The following is a 21,441-nucleotide window of genomic DNA, read 5'->3' on the forward strand; positions in this document are numbered from 1 at the left end:
CATCCCGATAATTGAATTTCTAGAAGCTCCATTCGTAAGAATAAATAAGACTATATTTTTTGTACTGCAAAGTACACCATCAACATCACGGTTGAATTATGCAATTTTCTGAAAACTGGTTACGTACCATGGTTGATCCGAACATGACTTCGGACGAGTTGTCTCATCTTCTGACGATGGCAGGTTTGGAAGTAGAGGAAGTGGAGGCTGTTGCGCCGCCTTTTAGCAATGTGGTTGTCGCTGAGATTCGCGAAATCGCTAAGCATCCCGATGCGGATCGCTTAAATGTGTGTCAGGTCGATGTTGGTACTGGCACTTTGTTGAATATCGTTTGCGGCGCGCCAAATGTGCGCGTCGGTATGAAGGTTCCTTGTGCTACTGCTGGTGCAGTGTTGCCACCGGGTGCTGACGGTAAACCATTTTTGATTAAAGTGGGCAAGCTGCGCGGCGTTGAGTCGCAAGGTATGTTGTGCTCGGCGCGTGAATTGAAATTATCCGAAGACGGCGGCGGTTTGATGGATTTGCCAGCCGATGCGCAAGTTGGTCAAAATTTCCGTGATTATTATCAATTAAACGATTTGAAATTCACGATCAAATTGACGCCAAATAAGGCCGATTGCTTATCCGTACTGGGTGTGGCTCGCGAAGTGTCTGCATTGACTGGCACGCCTATGCATTTGCCAGAAGCACATATTGTGCCAGTGAGTTTGACGGAAAAATTGCCAGTCAAAATCAGCGCGCCGGATTTGTGCGGACGTTTCGTAGGTCGCGTGATTCGTGGTGTGAATGCGAAAGCACCAACGCCAGATTGGATGAAGCAACGCTTGGAGCGCAGTGGTCAGCGACCAATATCTGCGCTGGTCGATATCTCTAATTACGTGATGTTAGAGCTTGGTCGCCCTAGCCATGTTTTTGACTTGGATAAAATTCATGGTGGCCTAGATGTACGTTGGGGCAAAACGGGTGAGTCCTTAAAACTGTTGAATGGCAACACAGTGGCGGTCGATGAGTGGGTCGGCGTAATTGCTGATCATCAGGAAATTGAGTCTTTGGCCGGCATCATGGGCGGCGACTCTACTGCAGTGACATTAGAAACAGAAAACATCTATCTCGAATCTGCTTTCTGGTGGCCGCAGGCGATACAAGGTCGTGCTCGTAAGTATAATTTCTCAACAGATGCGGCGCACCGCTATGAACGTGGCGTGGATTTCGCATCCATCGTTGAACACGTGGAGCGCATCACTGCATTGATCGTGGAAATCTGTGGTGGTACTGAGCATGTTAAAGTTGGCCCGGTAGATGACCTGGTCGTGAATTTGCCAAAACGCCTTCCTGTGAAATTACGTACAGCACGCGCCAACAAAGTGATTGGTGTGCCATTCACTGACGCACAAATTGCTGATATTTTTACTCGCCTTGGTTTGCAGTTCACGCAAGAGCCCGGCTTGTTCTCAGTAACACCGCCATCCTATCGTTTCGATATTGAAATTGAAGAAGATTTGATCGAAGAAGTCGTGCGTGTATATGGATTTGAGAATATTCCTTCTCTGCCGCCAGTTGCGCCGAACGCGATGTTGATCGCGCCAGAAAATACGCGTTCTGCATTCACTTTGCGTCGTCAGATCGCTGATTTGGATTTCCAAGAAGTCGTCAACTATAGCTTCGTAGAAGAAGCCTGGGAAAAAGACTTTTGCGGTAACGATAACCCGATCAAACTGCAAAACCCTATCGCTAGCCAAATGAGCGTAATGCGTACCAGCCTGATAGCAAGCCTGGTAGCGAACACACGATACAACCTCAATCGCAAACTGAATCGTGTGCGTATTTTTGAATTGGCAGCGGTGTATTTGCGCGACGAATCTGTTGTCGATGACGCATTAACGCTAGCGGGCTACGATCAACCTAAACGTTTGGCGGCTTTAGCGTATGGGCCGGTTGCGGCGGAGCAATGGGGGCAGGCGACACGCAATGTTGATTTCTTTGATCTGAAGTCAGATCTGGAAAATCTATTTGCACCTAAAGTTTTGCGTTTCAATAAAGTTGACCATCCCGCTTTGCATCCTGGCCGTTCTGCACAAGTAGAGTGCGATGGCAAGGTCATTGGCTTAATTGGTGAACTCCATCCACGTTTGCAACAAAAGTATGACTTGCCATTGGCACCAGTCGTGTTTGAGGTCGAATTGAGCGCTTTGCAGTCAGTTAGCTTACCTGGTCATCGTGATATTTCTAAATTCCAGGCGGTCACGCGTGACCTTGCATTAGTGGTCAAACAATCGGTTGCTGCACAAGATTTAGTCGATGTGTTCCGTGCAGAAATAAATAAAGCAGAATCTTGCAAAATCGTGCAAGACATTGTTTTATTTGATGAATATCGTGGTAAAGGTTTAGAAAATGACGAGAAAAGTCTTGCTTTCCGCTTTAGCTTGCAAGATACTCAGAATACCCTGCAAGACGAAACCGTAGACTTGGCAATAGCAGCTTTGGTAGCTGCTGCGAGTGTCGGTGTTTCCGCAAGACTTCGTTAAAACTGCGCATCTTTTGACGCCTTGAGTGCCAATCATTTTTGGCAGGTAGGGGCGTCAAAGCATTTAAGCTTGCTGGGAATGTTGTGCAAATTGGAAAATCTGTATGAACAACAGAGTGCTGTACAGTAGACAGTTTGTAATGTGCCACTTCGCAGATAAAAAGAATATCTCATCTGTAGCAGAAATGCATGGTGTGAAAATTGGATAATAATAGGTAAATAATGATGAATGATGTAACTTCTGCCGATCTTCATACTCTGTTAGACGAAGATTTAAAACGTGCTATGCGAGAAGCGCAGGCACGTTCAAAAGCGGAAAAAGATTTACCGACATTGACTAAAGCGGAACTGGCAGAGCTTCTATTTGAACAAGTAGGTTTGAATAAGCGTGAAGCAAAAGATATGGTTGAAACTTTCTTCGGCGAGATTCGTGATGCTTTGGAGCGAGGCGCCGAGGTTAAGCTTTCGGGTTTTGGTAATTTTCAATTGCGGGATAAGCCACAACGCCCTGGACGTAACCCAAAAACTGGAGAGGAGATCCCCATCACGGCACGTCGGGTGGTGACTTTTCATGCTAGCCAAAAGCTAAAAGGTATGGTTGATGATCTGCATTCCCCTAACCAATTCACTGGTGTTAATGCAGCGTAAGGTCTTTTATGATTGAAGCCACTATGGAAAATTTCGTATTACCTCCAATTCCTGCGAAGCGCTATTTTACGATAGGCGAGGTGAGTGATTTGTGTGGCGTCAAGCCGCATGTATTGCGCTATTGGGAACAGGAGTTTGCGCAGCTTAAACCAGTGAAGCGCCGCGGCAATCGACGTTACTATCAACACCACGAAGTACTCCTAATTCGTCGTATTCGTGAGCTGCTATACGAGCATGGATTTACGATTAATGGTGCACGTAATAAATTGAATAATCAGTCGACGCACGATGAAGTTGTTGTAGACAATAAACCATCGACGCCACTGAGTTCTGTGCAGATTCGTAGTCAGTTACAGGCGGTGTTGAACTTGTTGAAGCTTTGATGGACTTGTGATGAGAGATAGCGAGGCTAGTTTTTTGTGACGCTGAATATCGCTTAACTTTGAGTTGTGATTAGTTACTCTTCATACTTGCAGCTTGTTAGTTAGCTCGTTGTTGGCAGCGTGGTTGATAGCATGGTGGCCGCTTGTTCAACTAATTCAACCATTGACCTTGCTCTTTGCGACCTACAATTCGCGCACTTCGAATTCTTATAGTGTTCCCCCCGATTTAGTCAGTTTATTTAATGCCGAGCGAATTGCTGGGATTAGCTCATTTGCTGTCAGTCCAATCGGGCCTATTTCTTCTAATATGCAATCGTCGGCGCCCTTGCCATGTAAATAGACGGCAAGGCAGGCAGCATGTGTTGCCCCTAATCCTTGTGCTAATAAAGCCGCGCAAACACCAGTTAAAACGTCGCCAGTGCCTGCGGTTGCCAATGCCGGATTGCCACTACTATTGATCCATAAATAATCTGCATCGGCGATGATGCTTCCCGCACCTTTGAGGATCACGCAAGCTTGAAAAATGTCGACTAGCTTTTTAGCCGCGGTACACCGGTCTGCCTGAATTTGGGGTACGGTAGTTTTGAGTAAACGCGCAACTTCTAAAGGGTGTGGTGTGATGATAGTGCGTAGATCTTGCTGACTTCGACGTTTTACTAATTCTTGTAAATATTCATGAGATGCAATTAGATTCAGCGCATCGGCGTCAATCACCAAAGCGGTACTTTCTTGTAAGGCACGTTGTAATTGCAGTTTTGCATTGTCAGTCGAACCCAGCCCCGGTCCTATTGCCACTATCGCAGAAATATAATCAGAATCCTCCGCGCTTCTACACATGAGCTCCGGATGTAAATGATCAACGGGATTGAAGTTGCCGAGAAATCCCAGATGAACTCGACCTGCACCACAGTACAAAGCTGCGCGGCCTGCGAGTAATGGTGCACCGGTCATGCCATTATTTCCACCAACCACCAATACAGTCCCATAAGTTCCTTTGTGGCTATCATGCTGACGTTTGGGCATGCTGTTAATGAAGGTTTTTTCTGTCAATAAATGGGCATAGGCAGGTGGATAAATTGTAGGTGCCAGACCTAGGCCATCAATGTGAACTTGGCCCGCATAGTCTTTACCTTGCGCCGTGTGCAGACCAACTTTATTCGCTATGAAACTGATGGTATGGGTTGCTTGTAAAGCTTTATGTTGATCACCAGGAATGGTGCCGGTATCAACATTTAATCCGCTAGGAATATCGAGTGCCAGTATCGGAGTTTGATGATTGGGATTGTTATTGTTGATATGGGTAATTAAGCTGGCAATTGCACCTTCAAGAGGGCGTTTGAGCCCGATTCCAAATAAACCATCAATCACTAAATCCCAATGCTTAATGGAAAGGCTCTCGACTTCAGCTTGTGATATCCATCGTAGTTGGCTATGTTGAGCCCGGTGTAGGCTTTGTCTTGCGTCTCTTGAATAGTGTTGTTCGGTACCGAGTAAAAGCACATGGATCTCCAAGCCTTCTTCGGCTAAGAGATGTGCGACTTCTAAGGCGTCACCACCATTGTCACCGGGACCAGCGAGTATCAATACTTTGCCGCGTGCTTTTGGGAGTAGGCTCAGTGCTAATTTTGCAGCCGCAATTCCAGCGGCTCGCATGAGTGCACCAACAGGAAGCGTCTTTTTTGCCGTTGCTTCAATCGCTTGTATTTGCTGAGCTTGATACAAGCCTTGAGAAGCAATCTGCGGTGCCGGAAGATGCGCTTTCGAAGATACAGACATGTCGAAAATGATCCTTAAGGTTGCTTGGTCGGACTAAGTGGCAGTGGCGAGCCTAAGTTATTAATGGCATCCAGGCTATGCTGGAATATGTTCTCTAATGGTAGTAAAAGATAGGGCAAAATCAAACTCAACATGAGAAAGCCGACAGCGATGGTGATGGGAAAGCCAATACCAAACAAGTTAAGTTGCGGTGCTGCACGTGTCAATATTCCTAAAGCGATATTGGTAATCAGGAGTGCGGCCACGATAGGCATGGAAATGAGCATACCAACTTTAAAAATTTCTTCTCCCCAAATAGCTAATCGTTGTACGCTAAAGCCCATGTGTAGGGAAGTTGAAATTGGTATGGATTTAAAGCTGTTAATCAAGGCTTCGAACATCGCCAGATGGATGTTTAAACTCAAAAAAACCAAGGTGGCGATAATCACTAGAAACTGTGAAATGGCGGACGATCTACCACGTGTCTGCGGATCAAAAAATGTCGCAAAACCCAGGCCCATGGTTAAGCCAATTACTTCGCCAGCCATTTCAACGCCAGCAAACATCACCCTGACCACAAATCCCATCGCCAAGCCGATAATTAATTGCTGCATTAACACCGCAATACCAGCGATGGAAATGAGATCGACATGGCTTAACGGTGGAATAGTCGGTGCAACTATCAGTGCTAAGAAGACGCCTAGAGTCAGTTTTACCTGCACAGGAACGCCGTTATTTCCAATCGGTGGGGCAATAGCAATAAAGCCGAGAATGCGCGTTAATGGCCACATGAAAGAGGCAATTAAGGCAATGAGCTCATTGCTATTTATTGAAACCATAATATTGAAACCATAGCGCTTTAGCCATTCATGAAGGCAATACTGGTGAAAACTTCACGCATATAATCACCAAGCACGCCCAGCATCCATGGACCGGCGACGATTAAAGTGACAAAAATGCCGACCAGTTTCGGGATGAATGACAAAGTTGTTTCGTTAATTTGCGTTGCTGCTTGAAAGATACTGACGATTAAACCTACTCCCAGCGCCACCAGCAGTAATGGAGCAGCAACCATTAAAGTCACTTCCATCGCGTGACGCCCCATCGTCATAACACTATCTGGATTCATTTTTGTCTCCTAATCTTGATCTCTAATAGAAGCTGCGTGCTAAGGAGCCAATTAATAATTGCCAACCATCGACCAATACGAAGAGCATTAGCTTAAACGGCAGAGAGACAATCGAGGGGGATACCATCATCATACCCATTGCCATCAAGACGCTGGCAACCACCATATCGATAATCAAAAAAGGAATAAAAATCGCAAAACTAATTTGGAAAGCAGTCTTTAATTCACTTGTGATAAATGCGGGGATCAATACCCGCAGAGGAATGTCTTCAGGCCCTTGCAAAGCAGGGGTGTTGGATAATTTTACATACAGCGCGATATCTGATTCGCGCGTCTGTTTGAGCATAAATCCTTTGAGCGGCTCAACTCCTTTTTCCATCGCCTTCTGCATTGTGATTTTGTTTTCAGAAAATGGCAGATAGGCATCTTCATAAATTTTATCGAATGCCGGGCCCATCACAAATAAAGTCAAAAATAAGGATAAGCCGATCAATACTTGATTTGGTGGTGCGGATTGAGTACCCAGAGCTTGACGTAACAGGGATAACACAATGATGATGCGGGTGAAGCTGGTCATCATTAATAAGGCCGCAGGGATAAACGCCAGCGAGCTTAAAAAAATCAGAGTTTGAATACTGAGCGAGTAATTTTGGCCACCGCCGGAAGCTGGTGAACTGTTAATCGCTGGTAAGCCACCACCTTGTGCCAATGCAAATTGTGACATGCCGGCTAATAGCATCACCACCGCAAAGGGAAGGAGAGGGCGAAGAATCTTGCGCAAGTTTTTCATAAGTACTTAGTTCTTTGGTGTATTGCGCTTTTCTATGGTCTTCTTGAGCCAATCAGAAAATGGAGCTGCTAACGGACCGGTATTGGATTCATTGACTGGCAATTCTTGTTTAGGCATGGTGGCAAGCGTATTAATTTGCTGAGCTGTGACCCCGAGAACTAACCATTGATCTGCGACTTCTATCACCATCACGCGTTCACGATTACCAATGCTGATACCACCGATGATATTAACTGGTAGCTTGTTGTGATTGTTGATTGGGCCTACACGTTTAAATAGCCATGCCATCAACAACATCAGCGCAATGACAAAGCTGAGCGCCAAAAAAATTTGTAATAAACCTGTGCTGGCGGACACCGTATTTGATTGCGCAAACGCCTGTAGTGGAAACAGTAATGGAAACAGCAAACCAAGCGAGAATAAAAACGGTAGTAAGAATGATTTACGCATTATTGTGGCATCACTTATTTAACTTACGGATACGCTCAGCCGGCGTAACAATATCTGTTAAGCGAATACCGAATTTATCATTAACCACCACCACCTCACCTTGCGCAATCAAGCAACCATTGACCAGAACATCCATAGGTTCACCCGCCAGGCCATCGAGTTCGACGACAGAGCCCTGCGCTAATTGCAGTAAGTTTTTAATCGCAATTTTGGTACGACCGAGTTCTACTGTTAGTTGAACTGGGATGTCGAGAATAAAGTCGATGTCATTGTGCGTTTGGGTTGGAGGGCTTTTGCCAAACTCCTGGAACATACTTGCACCAGATTGGACAGCAGGCGCTGCTGCCGCTCTCGCCGCTGCTTCAGCGTCGGCTTTTTCTTGTTCGGCAATCGCTGCACCCCAATCGTCTTCACTGATAGGGCTGTCGTTATTGTCATCCATTGTTTTCTCCATGTAGCGACTCATGCGCTATTTCATTGACGCTTGATCCAAGCATTTTGTCGACACGTAAGGCGTATTGTCCGTTAAAAACGCCATATTTACATTCCATTACAGGAGTGCCATCTACTTTTGCCGAGACGATTTCTGGAACTGAAATCGGAATAATGTCGCCGACCTTCATGTTCAAAATATCACCCAGGCTCATTTTTGTGGTTCCCAAATCTGCCACGATTTCTACTTCGGCAATTTGAATTTGTTGCGTCATTAAACGCACCCAACGTTTGTCAATTTCCAGCGTTTCACCTTGCAAACTACTAGTCAGCAAATCGCGAATTGGCTCTATCATTGAGTACGGCATGCACATATGCATTTCGCCACTGACAGGCCCAAGTTCTATCGTAAAGGTGGTTGAGACTACGACTTCATTTGGTGTCGCAATATTCGCAAATTGTGTGTTCATTTCAGAGCGAATATATTCAAACTGAACTGGATACACCGGCTCCCAAGATTTAGCGTAGGTTTCGTAAATGATTTCTAGAATTCTCTGAATAATTCTTTGTTCGGTTTGGGTGAAATCACGCCCTTCAACCCGGGTATGAAATCGTCCATCGCCACCAAACAAATTATCCACCAATAAGAATACCAAACCTGGATCTAACACAATTAATGAAGTACCTCGCAGAGGCTTCATGTGGGTTAAATTCAAATTGGTCGGCACCACCAGATTACGGATGAATTCACTATATTTCGAGACCTTAACAGTACCGACAGATACCTCAGCGCTGCGACGTAAGAAATTGAACAAGCCTATACGTAACAAGCGCGCAAAACGTTCATTGATAATTTCCAGCGTTGGCATACGCCCACGAACGATACGTTCTTGGGTCGCCAAATTATAGGGCCGGACACCCGAGGTCTCTTCCAGCGATTCAGAATCATCCTGATCGCCTGTGACCCCTTTTAAAAGGGCATCGACCTCTTCCTGTGATAGAAAATTATCAGACACGGTATTTATTGAACGACAAATGACGTGAAGAAAACACCACTAACTTTCTGTGGTTCGCCTTTGGCAGCAAATGGTAAGTTAATTTGTGTTGTGATCTCTTGGATCAAGGTATCTTTGCCCTCAGGGGTCAGTAGACCCTCGGCGCTCTTGCTGGACAATAGCATGATCAGGCGACTTTTTACTTGTGGCATATTGGCTTTGATCAAGTTTGATTGAACTTCATCAGGCACTTGCAAGGTCATTTGAACTTGTAGGTATTTCTCGCCAAATTCAGACTGCAGATTGACCACAAATGGTTCTAAAGCCAAAAATACCGGCGCTTTTGCTTCTTCTTTATGTTCTTTATCAGGTGCTTTTTTCTTTGACATGAAAAAGACCGCGCCACCACCAACGCCAGCAAGTACAAGTACAGCCGCAGCAATGATCACGAGCAGTTTTCTTTTTGACTTCCCAGCAGGGGGCGTCGTCGCTGGATTTTCTGGAGCTTTAGACATTTTGATTTTTCACCGATGTTAAGCGTTTATCTGATTAAGAGAGATTATCCAACATTTTGTATCATCTCTATCTTTGAAAAAGAGGGGAGATTATCGTTTAGCTCTGCTGATAAGGCGGCATTTGCTACTGAGCTTATCCCTTTTTTCAGTCAATTCTTTGTCATGGATTAGTCGATACACTTTCTCGATATGAGTTTCCAGAAAGAAATCGAAAAGTTCCACTACGGAATTCTTTTGCGGCTTCAATTATAGTATCGTTTTTAGGAAAGCAAGCCCGATTACTGAGCGCGCGTTGAAAAACGGTGACTTTCATCACGCATTCACAACACGGGCGAGCTTTAGCGCCTAAATTAAGCGAAGGTGTCGACCAGTCCCGAATCTCGAGAATTGGTTTGAGTCGGTACCGAGAGTGCAGTATTGATCTCATTAGCAGCAGAATTTCCGACAAATCCACGTCCATTGTTGCTTGCGCGATTCTCGGCATAAGATGAATTGAACGACTGGCTTGATTGTGAGGAATCTGCACTCACAGAAAATCCCGAAAGAGAAATTCCAGCGTTGTCCATCATTTCTCGCAATTTTGGAGCTGCCGCTTCAATGGCTTCCCGTACATCCAAATGGGATGAAACGAAACTCGCATCGACAAAATTATCGCTAATACTCAACACCACCTGCACAGGTCCTAGATCTGGTGGATTCAAAGTGAGCTGAGCAGTTTGTTCGCCCCCTGCAACCATCCAGACAATTTTTTGACCAAGAGCCTGATCCCAGCCCTTGCTCGCAACGCGCGGTGCAATGTGTTCAGACATTACTGTGCTTATAACTTCTGCGGGTGCTGGTGCGGTAGGTGTGGTTGCTAGCGGTTTGATTGCTAATTCGTTTTGAGATTCTGTGCTAGTGAACTTAACAATGTCCTGACGCTCCCGTGTTAACTGAGTGCTTAAATCTTTAGCAAATTGTGCGTTATCCGCACTGTTCGACGTTGCGAAATCTTGTGATTTTTGACTGACTTCTGCAATTTTATGTTGGTTACTTAGATCTTTGCTACCTTCGGTCGCTGCGATAGACATGTTATTTACTGCTTTTTCAGTGCTTGGTTTTTCGCCCATTGTGGACAGTATTGGCGCAATCGTCGTGTTGCTCAATTTGCTCTCAGTAACTGGATTGTCTGATTGGGAGTTGTCAGCACTTACGCGTGACGTATTCGTGGTATTGCTCGTTTTGTTTTCTGCAGTAGGTTTATTGAATTGAGATTTGTCCGCGCTTAAGTTTGATATCGACGTATTTTGCAGATTTGCTGGCGGCATTTGAGCTTGAGATCCATTGCTTGTTGAAGCACTGACTGAATTTTTTATCGCACTTGAAGTCGCGGATTCGGCGGCAATCCGATTTGATTTTGCTAGATCAGACGTGTCCTTGTTTTTCACTGTAGACAGATCAGAATCGGTCACGTTAGATTTCACTGGTGCTGAATTAGCCGAGACTTCGGTATCACTTGATGCCATGACTGTGAAATCTGATTGTGGCAATTCCAAACGATCATTGGTTTCGTCCGCTGGCATGCCAAATTGTTCAATTTTTGGCAAACCCGTCAGATTGTCGCGCTCGTCAATACGGCGTGCGAGTGAGGATGCTGTAGCACTGAAATCTGAAATTGTTTGTCCCGTAAGCAAAGTGTTGTCAGTGCCACGGTGGTAATTTAATACTTCCGACGTTGCAGGTGCTGCGCCATTTATTTGATTCGATAGCGCATTATTTTCGCGTTGATTTGTCGAAGCCGACAGAATTTGTTGGCCCATTTGTTGACTCAATTGGCTACGCAATTGGGCGGTCAAATTCAAACTTGCGTTTTCAATAGTTAGTTTGCTATGTCCACTAGTGATCGGCACTGTTGGAGCTTGGATAGTCATTGCTGCAGTCGTTAGCATGTCATTCTTAGCCCGCGAATTTGGCTGCAGACTCGAAGTGATTTTGCCATCCTTGCTGATCGAAGACTTTTCTTGCAGTGCAGAAGTATTACTCAGTGCATTCACCGTCTTGTCCGCATTTACCATAGGTGGCGCTTGCTCGCCAGTGCTGCTAGTTGCGACTATCTGCTTACCATCGTCAGAAGCATGGTCACCGCTCTCTTTGATGTCCTGACCAATGTCAATATTGGACGATGTAGTGGCGGCGATTTCCGTTTTCGATGTGAGTTCAGAACTTGCGGAGTCGTAGATGCTCTTGTCATTCGTGACGCCTTGTGAAACTGTTTGTGCTGATCCTGTTGTGAGTTCAGAAATTGCAGAGTCGTACGAGCTCTTGTCGTTCGCTGGATCTTGTGTGGCGGATTGCGCCAAGGCAGAAATATTGCCGACAAATGCAAGTAATGAGCTTGGGTCACTCAAATTGCCCAATGTTAACTCTGTCGATTTTGGTGCGTCTTCACTTTCGCTATCGTTGACCTCAGTGTCACTGTCGTGATTGATTGGTTTTACAGATTCGTGCGGTGCTGGGCTAGCCTTAACACTCTGAGGCGGATTATTCTTGGCTGTCTCGACATTCAGCTTCTTGCTTTTGTTCACGACTTCATTCTTTAATACTTGATTAAAGCTAGGCGCGTTCGTTTTTAACTCAGTTATTGGTGCTGAGACGGGCGCTGAAGTTTTTGCTGCTGCGAAAATAGGGAGCGATTGATGAATAGTTTGTGAATTGGGCATTTTATTTCACCTGCTTTAATTAAATGTCGCAAGCAATCTGCGATTTATTTTTTGTAGAATAATGTGCGACCAGCACGTTCATCAGTCTGTTTTTGATCCCGTTTATTTTCTTTTATTACTTCTGCTGCTGCGTTTCTATCAATCAATGTTTTATAAGATAAGCGCTTTTTCTCACATTCTTGCCAATTCTTTCTCGCTAGTTCAATTTTATATTCCGCATCGGCGACGATCTTTTTTTGACCTTCTATTGCCTGATCCAGCTTATTGATAAAACCTTGAAAATTAGTGAATTGGGTAACGTTTAGTCCTGTTTGTGCATTGGCTTGAAATCTATTGACGTAGTCGTTACGGTATTGGTGAAGCAAATTTAACTGTGTGTTCGCGTCATCGCGTGCTTTGATGCATCTGCCTAGATTTTTTGCCGCATTTTCGACATCATTGATCGCTAGTTCTATGAGTGTAAGTAGTGCTGAGCTTGCCATGATGTTCTCAATTGACTTCTATTTTACGGAAAAGCTCTTTTTTCTAAGCGTCGAATAGAGCGGAAAGTCCCTCTAAGCTCTCGGTTATGGAAGATTTTTCAAAGATTTCTTGTTGTAGAAAAGCTTGTATTTGTGGATATTTTCGAATTGCTTCATCTAGAACTGGATCAGAGCCCGCCGAATACGCGCCAACATTGATTAAGTCACGACTGCGCTCATAGCGCGAATAGAGCTGTTTTAGCTTGCGTGATAGGCGTTGATGTTCTGGTGAGGTAATTCCATGCATGGCACGGCTAATCGATTGTTCAATATCGATCGCTGGGTAATGCCCACTTTCTGCCAGAACTCGATTTAGTACGATGTGCCCATCCAAGATGGCGCGTGCGGCATCAGCAATGGGGTCTTGTTGATCGTCACCCTCAGTTAACACAGTATAAAAGGCGGTGATTGATCCGCCACCAAGACGCCCATTCCCAGCACGTTCCACTAAGATTGGTAGTTTGGCAAAGACGGAAGGAGGGTAACCTTTTGTCGCAGGCGGTTCGCCAATCGCTAGTGCAATTTCACGTTGTGCCATTGCGTAACGGGTGAGTGAATCCATAATGAGTAAGACGTTTTTGTCTTGGTCACGAAAATACTCTGCAATGGTGGTTGCATAAGCCGCACCTTGCATACGCATTAGGGGCGGCGCATCTGCCGGTGCCGCGACCACAACCGATCGTGCTAAGCCGTCTTCACCGAGGATTTCTTCAATAAATTCTTTGACTTCACGACCCCGTTCGCCGATTAAGCCAACGACGATCACATCCGCGGTGGTGTACCGTGCCATCATGCCCAACAACACACTTTTACCAACGCCAGAACCTGCGAACAAACCCAGTCGTTGCCCACGTCCTACCGTCAACATACTATTGATGGCACGCACGCCGACATCTAATTTCTCTTTGATGGGAGCGCGTGACAATGGATTGTAAATACGCGCTCCGAGTGGAGCACTAGCACGACTATTGAGTGGCCCTAGTGAATCTAACGGGCGTCCGTTTGCATCCAGGACACGCCCCAGCAGCTCTTCGCCGACAGGCAAGTGTTTGGTGCGATCCGCATTGCGTCTATGGGGTAAATCGCTACCCGCATGTGAGGGTGCGGCGACAGGGAATACTGCCGCACCGGGAATGACACCATCTAAATCACTCTGAGGCATCAGAAATAGACGATCACCGTCGAAGCCGACCACTTCAGCTTCAATTTTGACTTCGTTTTGCAAATGAATGATGCAACTACTTCCAACCGGCAGTTTGATGCCGACCGCTTCCATCACCAAACCTGTTACTTTGACGATGCGTCCGGAAATGCTTTCACTCTGCGCATGCTTTAATGTTTGCGTGCTTTTGGCGAATTGGTCTTTCCAAAGCTGAGGCGAGAGCGAATCGTTCATGATGTGTGTTTGGCATGTCCGCTTCGTTGATGCATGGTTAGCGCAGCGCTTAGTCGCGCCCAACGAGTCTCATACGTAGCATCAATCAAATTTTGAGCAGTCTCGATGCGGCATCCGCCACGAGTAAGGTGGGAATCTTGGTTCAAGCGCCAACCATCTTTTTCTAATGCATCACCCAATAGATTTTTTATTAGTTGCAAATCTTCAGGGTGCAAAAAAATTTGTGCTGGCTGGTGGATTACCGGAAGTAGTTCAATTGATTCCTTCACGATTGCTGTGATTGATTCTGCATCGTATTCGAACTGGTGTTTAGTCATGGCACTGGCTAAATCAACTGCCAGGGCTATAAGGTCTTGCCCGATGTCATTATGTGCCTGTGCCAATTGATGTTTGAAATTTTCTTTCAATACTTCGAGAGTTTCAAGTGCGTCCCTTAACTGTGATTGCATCTCTAGCGCACCAGCTTGTTGTCCCTCTTGATAACCAAGTGCATAGGCTTCTTTGTAGGCGGTCGTGTAAGCCTCATTGCGTGCTTGCTCTTTAATTGCAGCAATTTCTGCCAAGCTTACTTTGGCCGCCTGAGACGCACGTTCAATTTGCGCTGGACGTGCATCGCCAAACGAGGTCATCTCCCATCGTTGGAAAGCGGTTTGTTGCTCTTTTGGTAGAGCACTAGACATAAGAATCCTCGCCTTTTGCGCCTAACATGATTTGACCTTCATCTGCCAAACGTCGTACGATCAATAGAATTTGTTTTTGCTGAGCTTCAACTTCGGATAAACGCACCGGACCTTTTGATTCAAGATCTTCGCGCATCATTTCAGCAGCACGTTGTGACATATTTTTGAAGATCTTTTCACGCATATCGGCATTCGCACCTTTGAGCGCAATGATCAGTGAATCGGATTGAACTTCGCGTAAGAGTAATTGAATACCGCGATCATCAATTTCGAGGATGTTGTCGAATACAAACATTTCATCCATGATTTTCTCTGCCATATCACCATCATACTTGCGCAGATTTTCCATAATCGATGCTTCGTTTTCGCCACTCATGAAGTTAAGAATTTCAGCCGCGGCACGAACGCCACCGATAGATTTTTTCTTCAGGCTTTCATTACCTGTCAGTAGCTTGGTCAGTACATCATTTAACTCGCGTAAAGCGGTTGGTTGAATACCATCCAAAGTCGCAATACGTAATACGGCGTCATTGCGCAAGCGTTCGCTGAAGTGGTTCAAAATTTCACTTGCCTGATCACTTTCAAGATGGACAAGAATGGTGGCGATAATTTGCGGATGTTCATTTTTAATCAATTCAGCGACTGAAGCCGAATCCATCCATTTCAGGCTTTCTATACCGCTTGCATCTTTTCCACCCAGAATGCGATTGAGTAATGAGGACGCTTTGTCGTCTCCTAGAGCTTTGGTTAACACATTGCGAATATACTCATCGGAATCAAGTCCGACTGAGGAACTGAGATCCGCTTCTGAGCGAAACTCTTCAAGTACCTTGGCAATTGCTTCGTGCGGAATGGCACCTATCGCTGCCATCGCAGCACCAATTTTTTGAACTTCGCGTGGGCCGAGATGCTTCATCACCTCAGCCGCGCCATCTTCCCCAAGTGCGAGCATCAGGGTTGCCGCTTTTTGTATGCCGTCTTCACTCATTGCTAACCCAAGATTTAATAACATTGGCTACGATTTTTGGATCGCTGGAGGCGAGTTGTTTCGCCATATCCATATTGGTTTCGTAGCTTGAATGTTGATGTTTATGATGTGTTTCTGCTGCGTGATTGAGATTGACAATCGCAGCTTCTTCCTCTTCTACGCGTTTTCTTTCCTCTTCTTCCTCTTCTTTACGCAGGCGCTCTTTTTCTTTCTTTATCGACGCGGCATCTTTGCCCGTCAATTTGTTGAGCGTCGGTTTTAAGTAGCCGAAGAACAGATACATTAACAGTAAACCACCGACCACATATTTTCCAACTTCTTTTACCGTTTGTAGCACATCGGCTTGCTTCCATAGTGGAATATCTTCGGCCTGTACTTTTTCTGGTGCCGCGAACGGGCTATTGACCACATTTAAAGTGTCGCCACGTTCTTTGCTAAATCCCATTGCCTCTCGGGCGAGGTCGGTAATTTGCGTTTTTTCAATTTCGGTCAGAGGACGTGTAATCGTCTTGCCAGACTTATCGACTTCGGTTTTGTAATTCACCACCACCGCAACCGATAAACGCTTTAGTCCACCCATGGCCTGTTGGGTATAACGAATGGTTTTATCGACTTCAAAATTCACTGTGGAATCTTTTTGCGACAAACCACTCGCACCACCATTGGCATTCGCTGTTGTCGCGGTGTTCGCTGCGCCAGTAATAGGCGCTGTAGCGGGTGCTGGTGGTTGGTTGCTCAAGGCACCCGGAACACCAGATGCTGCGGCGGACTTGCCATAACTTTCGCTGGTCTGTTGACTACGGATAGAACTTGTTTCTGGTGGTGAATTCGGGCGATAGCTTTCTGCGGCTTGTTCGCTACGAGAGAAATCAATATCTGCACTCGCTTCAGCACGCACGTTTTGCAAACCAACAATAGGTGAAATAATCGATTCAACCTTTTTGACGACGCTCTGCTGAAACTCTTGTACATACTTTAATTGCGAAGGATCCAAGTTATTGTTCGCGGCTTGTTTGCTAGGGTCGGACAGCAAATTGCCGTTTTGATCAACAATCGTGACGTTTTTTGCAGATAACTCAGGAATGCTGCTGGCGACTAAATGCAATATGGCGCTAACTTGCTGTTGATCTAAGACTCGGCTTGGATAGAGATTCAATAATACTGATGCCGTAGGTTTTTGTTGTTCGCGAATGAACACAGATGCTTTAGGAATTGCCAGGTGAACACGCGCAGTTTGAACTGCCGAAACTGCCTGGATAGAGCGCGCCAATTCGCCTTCCAATGCCCGTTGAAAATTAACTTGTTCCAAAAATTGTGAGATGCCAAGCTTTTGGTTTTCCATCAGTTCAAAGCCGACATTGCCACCTTTAGGCAAGCCTTGTGCGGCAAGTTTCAGGCGTACATCATGGACTTGATCAGCTGGTACCAAAATGGCACTACCACCTTCAGAATACTTATAGGGGATATTTAATTGTTGAAGCGAGGCGACGATGGCGCCACCATCCCGGTCATTAAAATTTGAAAATAGCACGCGATAATCGGGCGCTTGGCTCCACATCCAGACGCCTACCATGACTGCAATCGTCATGGCGGCACCGACCGCTAAAATGATATTGCGCACGCCAGGTGTCTGTGGGATGCCAAATAATCCAGGTGCTGGCGGTGTTAATGTTGCGTCATTTGCCGTTGCCATGTGCACTCCTGATGAATTGCGATTCGAATTGCGATTTGAATTTCATTTGCTGCATGATGTTTTCCGTAAAGGTTTTTTCCTTGGTACAGATTGTGTTCCTTTTTCTCTTATTTAAAGGGCAGAAAAACCATAGTTTCACCCGTCTTATTCGGTTTAAGCAATTTTTTTCCGATGATAAGCTTCTTACATCTGAAAAAAGCGGAGAGCTAAAGTGAATATCGGTGGTATAGATAAAAGCCGGATTGATGCGATGGTGGCACAATTAAAGGCGGCGGCAACCAAGATGGAGGCTGGCACGGGCGAATTGTCGCGAGCTGGTGCGACCGCAGCACCTAAGTTAGACTTTGCAGATGCCTTAAAGTCATCTTTAGATCAAGTCAATGCAGCGCAATTGTCATCGCAGCAGATGGGGCAAAAGTTTGCAATGGGAGATGATAGCGTCAGCATGTCAGACATGATGATCTCTATGCAAAAAGCCAGCATCTCTTTTCAAACCACGGTGCAAGTTAGAAATAAACTGGTAAGTGCATATCATGACATTATGAATATGCAGATTTAGTGAAAGTAAGTTTAATTTAATTTAAATTAAACTTACTAGCGTTGATTGACCAAAATAGAGGTCAACCAAGCTTAGCTAATACCAGTCATTTTAGCATTGCGTTCGCGCTCTAAGTTCATGATGTAGCGCTGTACATTCGTTAATGCTTTGCTCGATAGATTGACAAATTCACAGCCGATGCGACGCGTGGTTCGTCCATTGAGTAAAGTCAGATCTTGCGAATTGCGAATTTCAAGCATGGTGTCAAGAACACCAATTCCAGCGATGCTTATTTGGCACTCTGCGTAACGAGTACCAATCGAGATATTCAACAATCGCTGGTCATCTAATATCGCGATTCCTCCGCAGCTGATATCAACCAAAGAAAACTTTCCTGTTTGCATGCTTGAATCCACCTCAAGTGGGATTTGGCATTTGATAGGATTGGAAATTGGCGTATTGATGCGATAGTTCTCACGCCTTTGGAGGCGAATCAAACTAACGGGAATCGGCATCAGAAGTGCTGGGCGCTTTTCAAATATGGACTTTTGCAGCTTGGAAGAGGAAAACTGAATACTGATTTTATCCAACAAACCATCAAAAAAGACTTGTGAAGCTTCGACTATCCTTTGGTTCGCTTCGTTGCTAGCAGCACTGTCAATCGTGACCGTATTATTGGTGTCATCAACATCAAGTATCGACGTAATAAAAGCTTCGGCGCCATTATTGATGTACATACTGATTAGTTGATTTTTTTCTTTGAATCCACGCAGCAAAGCGATAATTTCTCGTCTTGATTCTACTTGGTATGGACTTTGGTTTTCTGTTCCTAATGACGGGAATGTAGCTTGCATAGCACTTCTTATCTTGTGATTATTGTAGTGGAGGGGGGCGGAGGCATCTTAGTTGCGCTTAGCTCGTTCTCAATATGGTATAGCCAAGCGAGTAGTTCTGCAACAACTCGATACAGGGCAGGCGGGATGTTGTCATCTAAATCAACTTTCATCAACAAATTGACTAATTCTTGTGATTGATGAATAAATACACCATGCTCGTTGGCACGGGCGATGATTTCATCCGCAATCAAGCCTTTTCCTTTAGCGACGACTTTCGGCGCCTTGTCCTCTTGTCTATAGCTCAGTGCAACGGCACTGTTGACTGGTTGATCAGAGTTTTTCATGATGCTGCACCGAAATGGATTGTATGTGCGTTCCAGTATTTTCAACTGCCTCTTTAAGCAATTGGAAACGCGATTTCAAGAGAGGAATCGTCGTGAGGTTCTCACCTTGTATATTGAGTTGTAGCTGTCCAGCAGCCAAATTCACATGGACCGCGACGGTACCGAGATTAGGTAATTCAACTCGTAAATAACTATGCCATTTCTGTTGCTCATTTGGATTTTCTGCAACGGACGATTGAGAATCTGGTGGGGATTCTTCTATGCTCCATTGCATAGCTATACCTGACGCCAGTTCACCAGTCCAATAGAGCTTTTGGTGTTCAAGGACATCCAACTGCTGATGAATTAATTGTGCCAACTGCGCGTGATCGCTATTGTTGCTATCCGTTAAGATTGATGCTTCTGATTTCAGTGCAATTTGTGCTTGTGGCTCAGTCTTGAGCTCTTCAATACTTTTCTTACCCAACACCCAATCGATCACATGTGATTCATAAAACAATCCACTCTGTTGCACATTCTGACGTAGCTGCGTTTCCAATATCTGTGCTGGCAGTGTTGATTGTGTTGATTTTGGTGTGCTGGCAATGGCCTCGGCCGATAGCAATGGCATCTTGCCCTTAATGCTGAGTTCTTTTGTCGTTTGGCTGGTTTCTTGCAGCAATTTGTTGATTATTTGACCTGCGGTGCTGAGGTCTGTTTTTGAGCTGGCATTATCTGCTGCTGAAAATGCATTAGCAGCATCGCTGCCAAAGGATTTTTTTGGATCGATGAAATTTGATGTGACATCAAGTGGCAATGATGCTTGCAGATCAGATTTCGCAGAATTTGTTTGTGATGAGAAATTTCTTGTGACCGGTACACCCGGTTGTCGTCCTGAATTTGTATTTGACTCCAGTAAATTGTCAGAGCCAGCTTCTAGTATTCCGCCAGGGAAGTTCTGCTGCTTAGCGTTATTTGATTTTGTCGGTAGGTCGGTGCCGAGTAGCGCAACTTGATGTTGGCCATTGAGTAAGAAAACAGGTCGTGGTGTCAAATGTAATAGTGTGAGCGATAGTCTCGCACCAATTTGTGTTTCAGCTGGGAGTGCCAAGCGCATTGGCGTGCCATTCACATGTGCTATGAAGCTTCCGTCGCGTAATTTCGCTAACACCTCGCCCTGAATCTGTTTTCCTATGCCAATTTGACGAAGATTGTGTATCGTATCTTGTTTAATTGCCTCGATTGGCCTGATAGTGGTTGGACCCTCAACACCCGTAGTGATAATCAGGTTTGGATCTAAGCGCGGAAAATTAATGGACATGCACTATCTCATTTGATTGGCACCATAGCTTTGCGAAAGTTTGCGACTAGTACTTGAACTCTTCATTAAATTGGCAAGATTTTGCATCCATGGTTCAGTGATTTCACGAATGGCACGATCATCTGCAAGAATCTGTTTAATGATGGCGATTTTTTTTGTTTTTAATTCTAGAGGTAATTCAGTCGGCCCCTCAAATTCTTTTAGTGTGCTGACGTGACCGCTGCAATTGTTCTCTAATTGGCTTAACAATTCCCAATCGTTGGCACGTGCGGCTATCAGCATATCTGCGGTGATCTGAGCGACTTTTTCGTAGACAACGATCAATTCAAAACTATTCATGGTTTATGCCTTAAAAAGAGTTGCACTGCGCGGCGCGAGTGGATCAATAGGAGGTGGCGGTACTTCTGCGCTCATTTGATTGGTGACTGGCGCAATGGCTTCCCACGAGAACTTCAAATCGCGAAGCAAGTTTTGAACTTCAATCAATCCTTCTGGTTGATTATTCAGATTGGCTTGCAGTAGACGGTTGCTCATATATTCGTATAGCGCATCGAGACTCGCAGCGATATCGCCACCAGCTTTCTTATCGAGGCTTGCACGTAAGCCCGTCTCAATGATGGCGATGGCCTTAGAAATCGAGTGGCCTTTCGCTGGTATGTCATTGTCTTTCATGAATTGTGTTGCATTGGTCAGTGAGGTTATTGCACCGTCGTACAACATAATAATTAACTTGTGCGGACTAGCGGATATAACACCAGTTTCAATACCAACTTTTGCGTAGGCATTTGCGCCATGTGAATTAGAAGAGCCAAACATATCTATCCT

General features: G+C 45.2%; 23 protein-coding genes. 4 read left to right on the forward strand and 19 right to left on the reverse strand.

Translation table 11 applies throughout. The annotated features are described in order from the left end of the window. The first annotated feature begins 98 nt into the window (after nucleotides 1–98). From pheT to H8K55_RS01660, 3 genes are all read left to right on the forward strand, one after another. Nucleotides 99–2,525: a phenylalanine--tRNA ligase subunit beta gene (gene pheT / locus H8K55_RS01650; protein WP_186940265.1), complete on the forward strand. Its 2,427-nt coding sequence runs from the start codon at nucleotides 99–101 to the stop codon at nucleotides 2,523–2,525. Nucleotides 2,526–2,809: 284 nt separating this feature from the next. After that, nucleotides 2,810–3,172, forward strand: coding sequence for an integration host factor subunit alpha (locus tag H8K55_RS01655; RefSeq protein ID WP_456243343.1), 363 nt, complete (start codon nucleotides 2,810–2,812; stop codon nucleotides 3,170–3,172). Between the two features lie 23 nt (nucleotides 3,173–3,195). Further along, the gene (locus tag H8K55_RS01660; RefSeq protein WP_186940266.1) at nucleotides 3,196–3,555 is read left to right on the forward strand and encodes a MerR family transcriptional regulator; all 360 of its coding nucleotides are present in this window, start codon (nucleotides 3,196–3,198) and stop codon (nucleotides 3,553–3,555) included. A 207-nt stretch (nucleotides 3,556–3,762) separates the two neighbouring features. On the opposite strand, the gene H8K55_RS01665 is transcribed toward H8K55_RS01660, so the two are convergent. The 14 genes from H8K55_RS01665 to fliF all read right to left on the reverse strand — a co-directional run bounded on the left by H8K55_RS01665 (nucleotide 3,763) and on the right by fliF (nucleotide 17,598). Beyond that, nucleotides 3,763–5,331 carry an NAD(P)H-hydrate dehydratase gene (locus tag H8K55_RS01665; RefSeq protein WP_186940267.1) on the reverse strand — a complete coding sequence of 523 codons (1,569 nt, stop codon included), beginning with the start codon at nucleotides 5,329–5,331 and terminating at the stop codon, nucleotides 3,763–3,765. A gap of 14 nt (nucleotides 5,332–5,345) precedes the next feature. Next, the gene (fliR, locus tag H8K55_RS01670; protein WP_186940268.1) at nucleotides 5,346–6,149 is read right to left on the reverse strand and encodes a flagellar biosynthetic protein FliR; all 804 of its coding nucleotides are present in this window, start codon (nucleotides 6,147–6,149) and stop codon (nucleotides 5,346–5,348) included. 20 nt (nucleotides 6,150–6,169) lie between these two features. Beyond that, entirely contained in the window at nucleotides 6,170–6,439 is a 270-nt protein-coding gene (fliQ, locus tag H8K55_RS01675; protein ID WP_186940269.1) for a flagellar biosynthesis protein FliQ, read from the reverse strand. Between the two features lie 22 nt (nucleotides 6,440–6,461). Further along, the gene (gene fliP / locus H8K55_RS01680) at nucleotides 6,462–7,178 is read right to left on the reverse strand and encodes a flagellar type III secretion system pore protein FliP (protein ID WP_230408452.1); all 717 of its coding nucleotides are present in this window, start codon (nucleotides 7,176–7,178) and stop codon (nucleotides 6,462–6,464) included. A gap of 57 nt (nucleotides 7,179–7,235) precedes the next feature. Next, a complete protein-coding gene (gene fliO / locus H8K55_RS01685) occupies nucleotides 7,236–7,679 on the reverse strand; it encodes a flagellar biosynthetic protein FliO (protein ID WP_186940271.1) in 444 nt (147 codons plus the stop codon). 10 nt (nucleotides 7,680–7,689) lie between these two features. Then, the gene (fliN, locus tag H8K55_RS01690; RefSeq protein WP_186940272.1) at nucleotides 7,690–8,121 is read right to left on the reverse strand and encodes a flagellar motor switch protein FliN; all 432 of its coding nucleotides are present in this window, start codon (nucleotides 8,119–8,121) and stop codon (nucleotides 7,690–7,692) included. Then, nucleotides 8,114–9,127: a flagellar motor switch protein FliM gene (gene fliM, locus H8K55_RS01695; protein WP_186940273.1), complete on the reverse strand. Its 1,014-nt coding sequence runs from the start codon at nucleotides 9,125–9,127 to the stop codon at nucleotides 8,114–8,116. The genes fliN and fliM overlap by 8 nt, the downstream gene beginning before the upstream one ends. 5 nt (nucleotides 9,128–9,132) lie before the next feature. Beyond that, on the reverse strand, nucleotides 9,133–9,621 hold the full coding sequence (gene fliL / locus H8K55_RS01700) for a flagellar basal body-associated protein FliL (RefSeq protein ID WP_186940274.1): 489 nt from the start codon (nucleotides 9,619–9,621) through the stop codon (nucleotides 9,133–9,135). A 350-nt stretch (nucleotides 9,622–9,971) separates the two neighbouring features. Further along, on the reverse strand, nucleotides 9,972–12,320 hold the full coding sequence (locus H8K55_RS01705; RefSeq protein ID WP_186940275.1) for a flagellar hook-length control protein FliK: 2,349 nt from the start codon (nucleotides 12,318–12,320) through the stop codon (nucleotides 9,972–9,974). A gap of 44 nt (nucleotides 12,321–12,364) precedes the next feature. After that, nucleotides 12,365–12,802, reverse strand: coding sequence for a flagellar export protein FliJ (fliJ, locus tag H8K55_RS01710; protein ID WP_222612305.1), 438 nt, complete (start codon nucleotides 12,800–12,802; stop codon nucleotides 12,365–12,367). A gap of 43 nt (nucleotides 12,803–12,845) precedes the next feature. Next, nucleotides 12,846–14,237: a flagellar protein export ATPase FliI gene (gene fliI / locus H8K55_RS01715; RefSeq protein WP_186940276.1), complete on the reverse strand. Its 1,392-nt coding sequence runs from the start codon at nucleotides 14,235–14,237 to the stop codon at nucleotides 12,846–12,848. Continuing rightward, a complete protein-coding gene (locus H8K55_RS01720; RefSeq protein WP_186940277.1) occupies nucleotides 14,234–14,917 on the reverse strand; it encodes a flagellar assembly protein FliH in 684 nt (227 codons plus the stop codon). The genes fliI and H8K55_RS01720 overlap by 4 nt, the downstream gene beginning before the upstream one ends. Next, complete coding sequence (gene fliG, locus H8K55_RS01725; protein WP_186940278.1) at nucleotides 14,910–15,905, reverse strand: flagellar motor switch protein FliG; 996 nt, start codon at nucleotides 15,903–15,905, stop codon at nucleotides 14,910–14,912. The genes H8K55_RS01720 and fliG overlap by 8 nt, the downstream gene beginning before the upstream one ends. Then, nucleotides 15,898–17,598 carry a flagellar basal-body MS-ring/collar protein FliF gene (fliF, locus tag H8K55_RS01730; protein WP_186940279.1) on the reverse strand — a complete coding sequence of 567 codons (1,701 nt, stop codon included), beginning with the start codon at nucleotides 17,596–17,598 and terminating at the stop codon, nucleotides 15,898–15,900. Before fliF ends, fliG begins: the two co-directional genes overlap by 8 nt. 250 nt (nucleotides 17,599–17,848) lie before the next feature. Here fliF and fliE point away from each other — a divergent pair, with 250 nt between their 5' ends. Beyond that, entirely contained in the window at nucleotides 17,849–18,157 is a 309-nt protein-coding gene (gene fliE, locus H8K55_RS01735; protein ID WP_222612319.1) for a flagellar hook-basal body complex protein FliE, read from the forward strand. A gap of 71 nt (nucleotides 18,158–18,228) precedes the next feature. On the opposite strand, the gene H8K55_RS01740 is transcribed toward fliE, so the two are convergent. From H8K55_RS01740 to fliS, 5 genes are read right to left on the reverse strand one after another with little or no spacing between them, the layout of a single operon-like run. Further along, on the reverse strand, nucleotides 18,229–18,990 hold the full coding sequence (locus tag H8K55_RS01740) for a flagellar brake protein (protein ID WP_186940281.1): 762 nt from the start codon (nucleotides 18,988–18,990) through the stop codon (nucleotides 18,229–18,231). 8 nt (nucleotides 18,991–18,998) lie between these two features. Next, nucleotides 18,999–19,316, reverse strand: a complete 318-nt coding sequence (locus H8K55_RS01745) for an EscU/YscU/HrcU family type III secretion system export apparatus switch protein (RefSeq protein ID WP_186940282.1) — start codon at nucleotides 19,314–19,316, stop codon at nucleotides 18,999–19,001. Then, nucleotides 19,303–20,616 (reverse strand): flagellar hook-length control protein FliK, encoded by a 1,314-nt coding sequence (fliK, locus tag H8K55_RS01750; RefSeq protein ID WP_186940283.1) that lies wholly within the window; start codon nucleotides 20,614–20,616, stop codon nucleotides 19,303–19,305. Before fliK ends, H8K55_RS01745 begins: the two co-directional genes overlap by 14 nt. Before the next feature lie 3 nt (nucleotides 20,617–20,619). Then, complete coding sequence (locus H8K55_RS01755) at nucleotides 20,620–20,955, reverse strand: flagellar protein FliT (RefSeq protein WP_186940284.1); 336 nt, start codon at nucleotides 20,953–20,955, stop codon at nucleotides 20,620–20,622. Between the two features lie 3 nt (nucleotides 20,956–20,958). Next, nucleotides 20,959–21,432: a flagellar export chaperone FliS gene (fliS, locus tag H8K55_RS01760; RefSeq protein WP_186940285.1), complete on the reverse strand. Its 474-nt coding sequence runs from the start codon at nucleotides 21,430–21,432 to the stop codon at nucleotides 20,959–20,961. Between the last annotated feature and the right edge of the window lie 9 nt (nucleotides 21,433–21,441).

Origin of the sequence: Affinundibacterium flavidum (genome assembly GCF_014284175.1) — a bacterium.
GTDB lineage: Bacteria > Pseudomonadota > Gammaproteobacteria > Burkholderiales > Burkholderiaceae_D > Undibacterium > Undibacterium flavidum.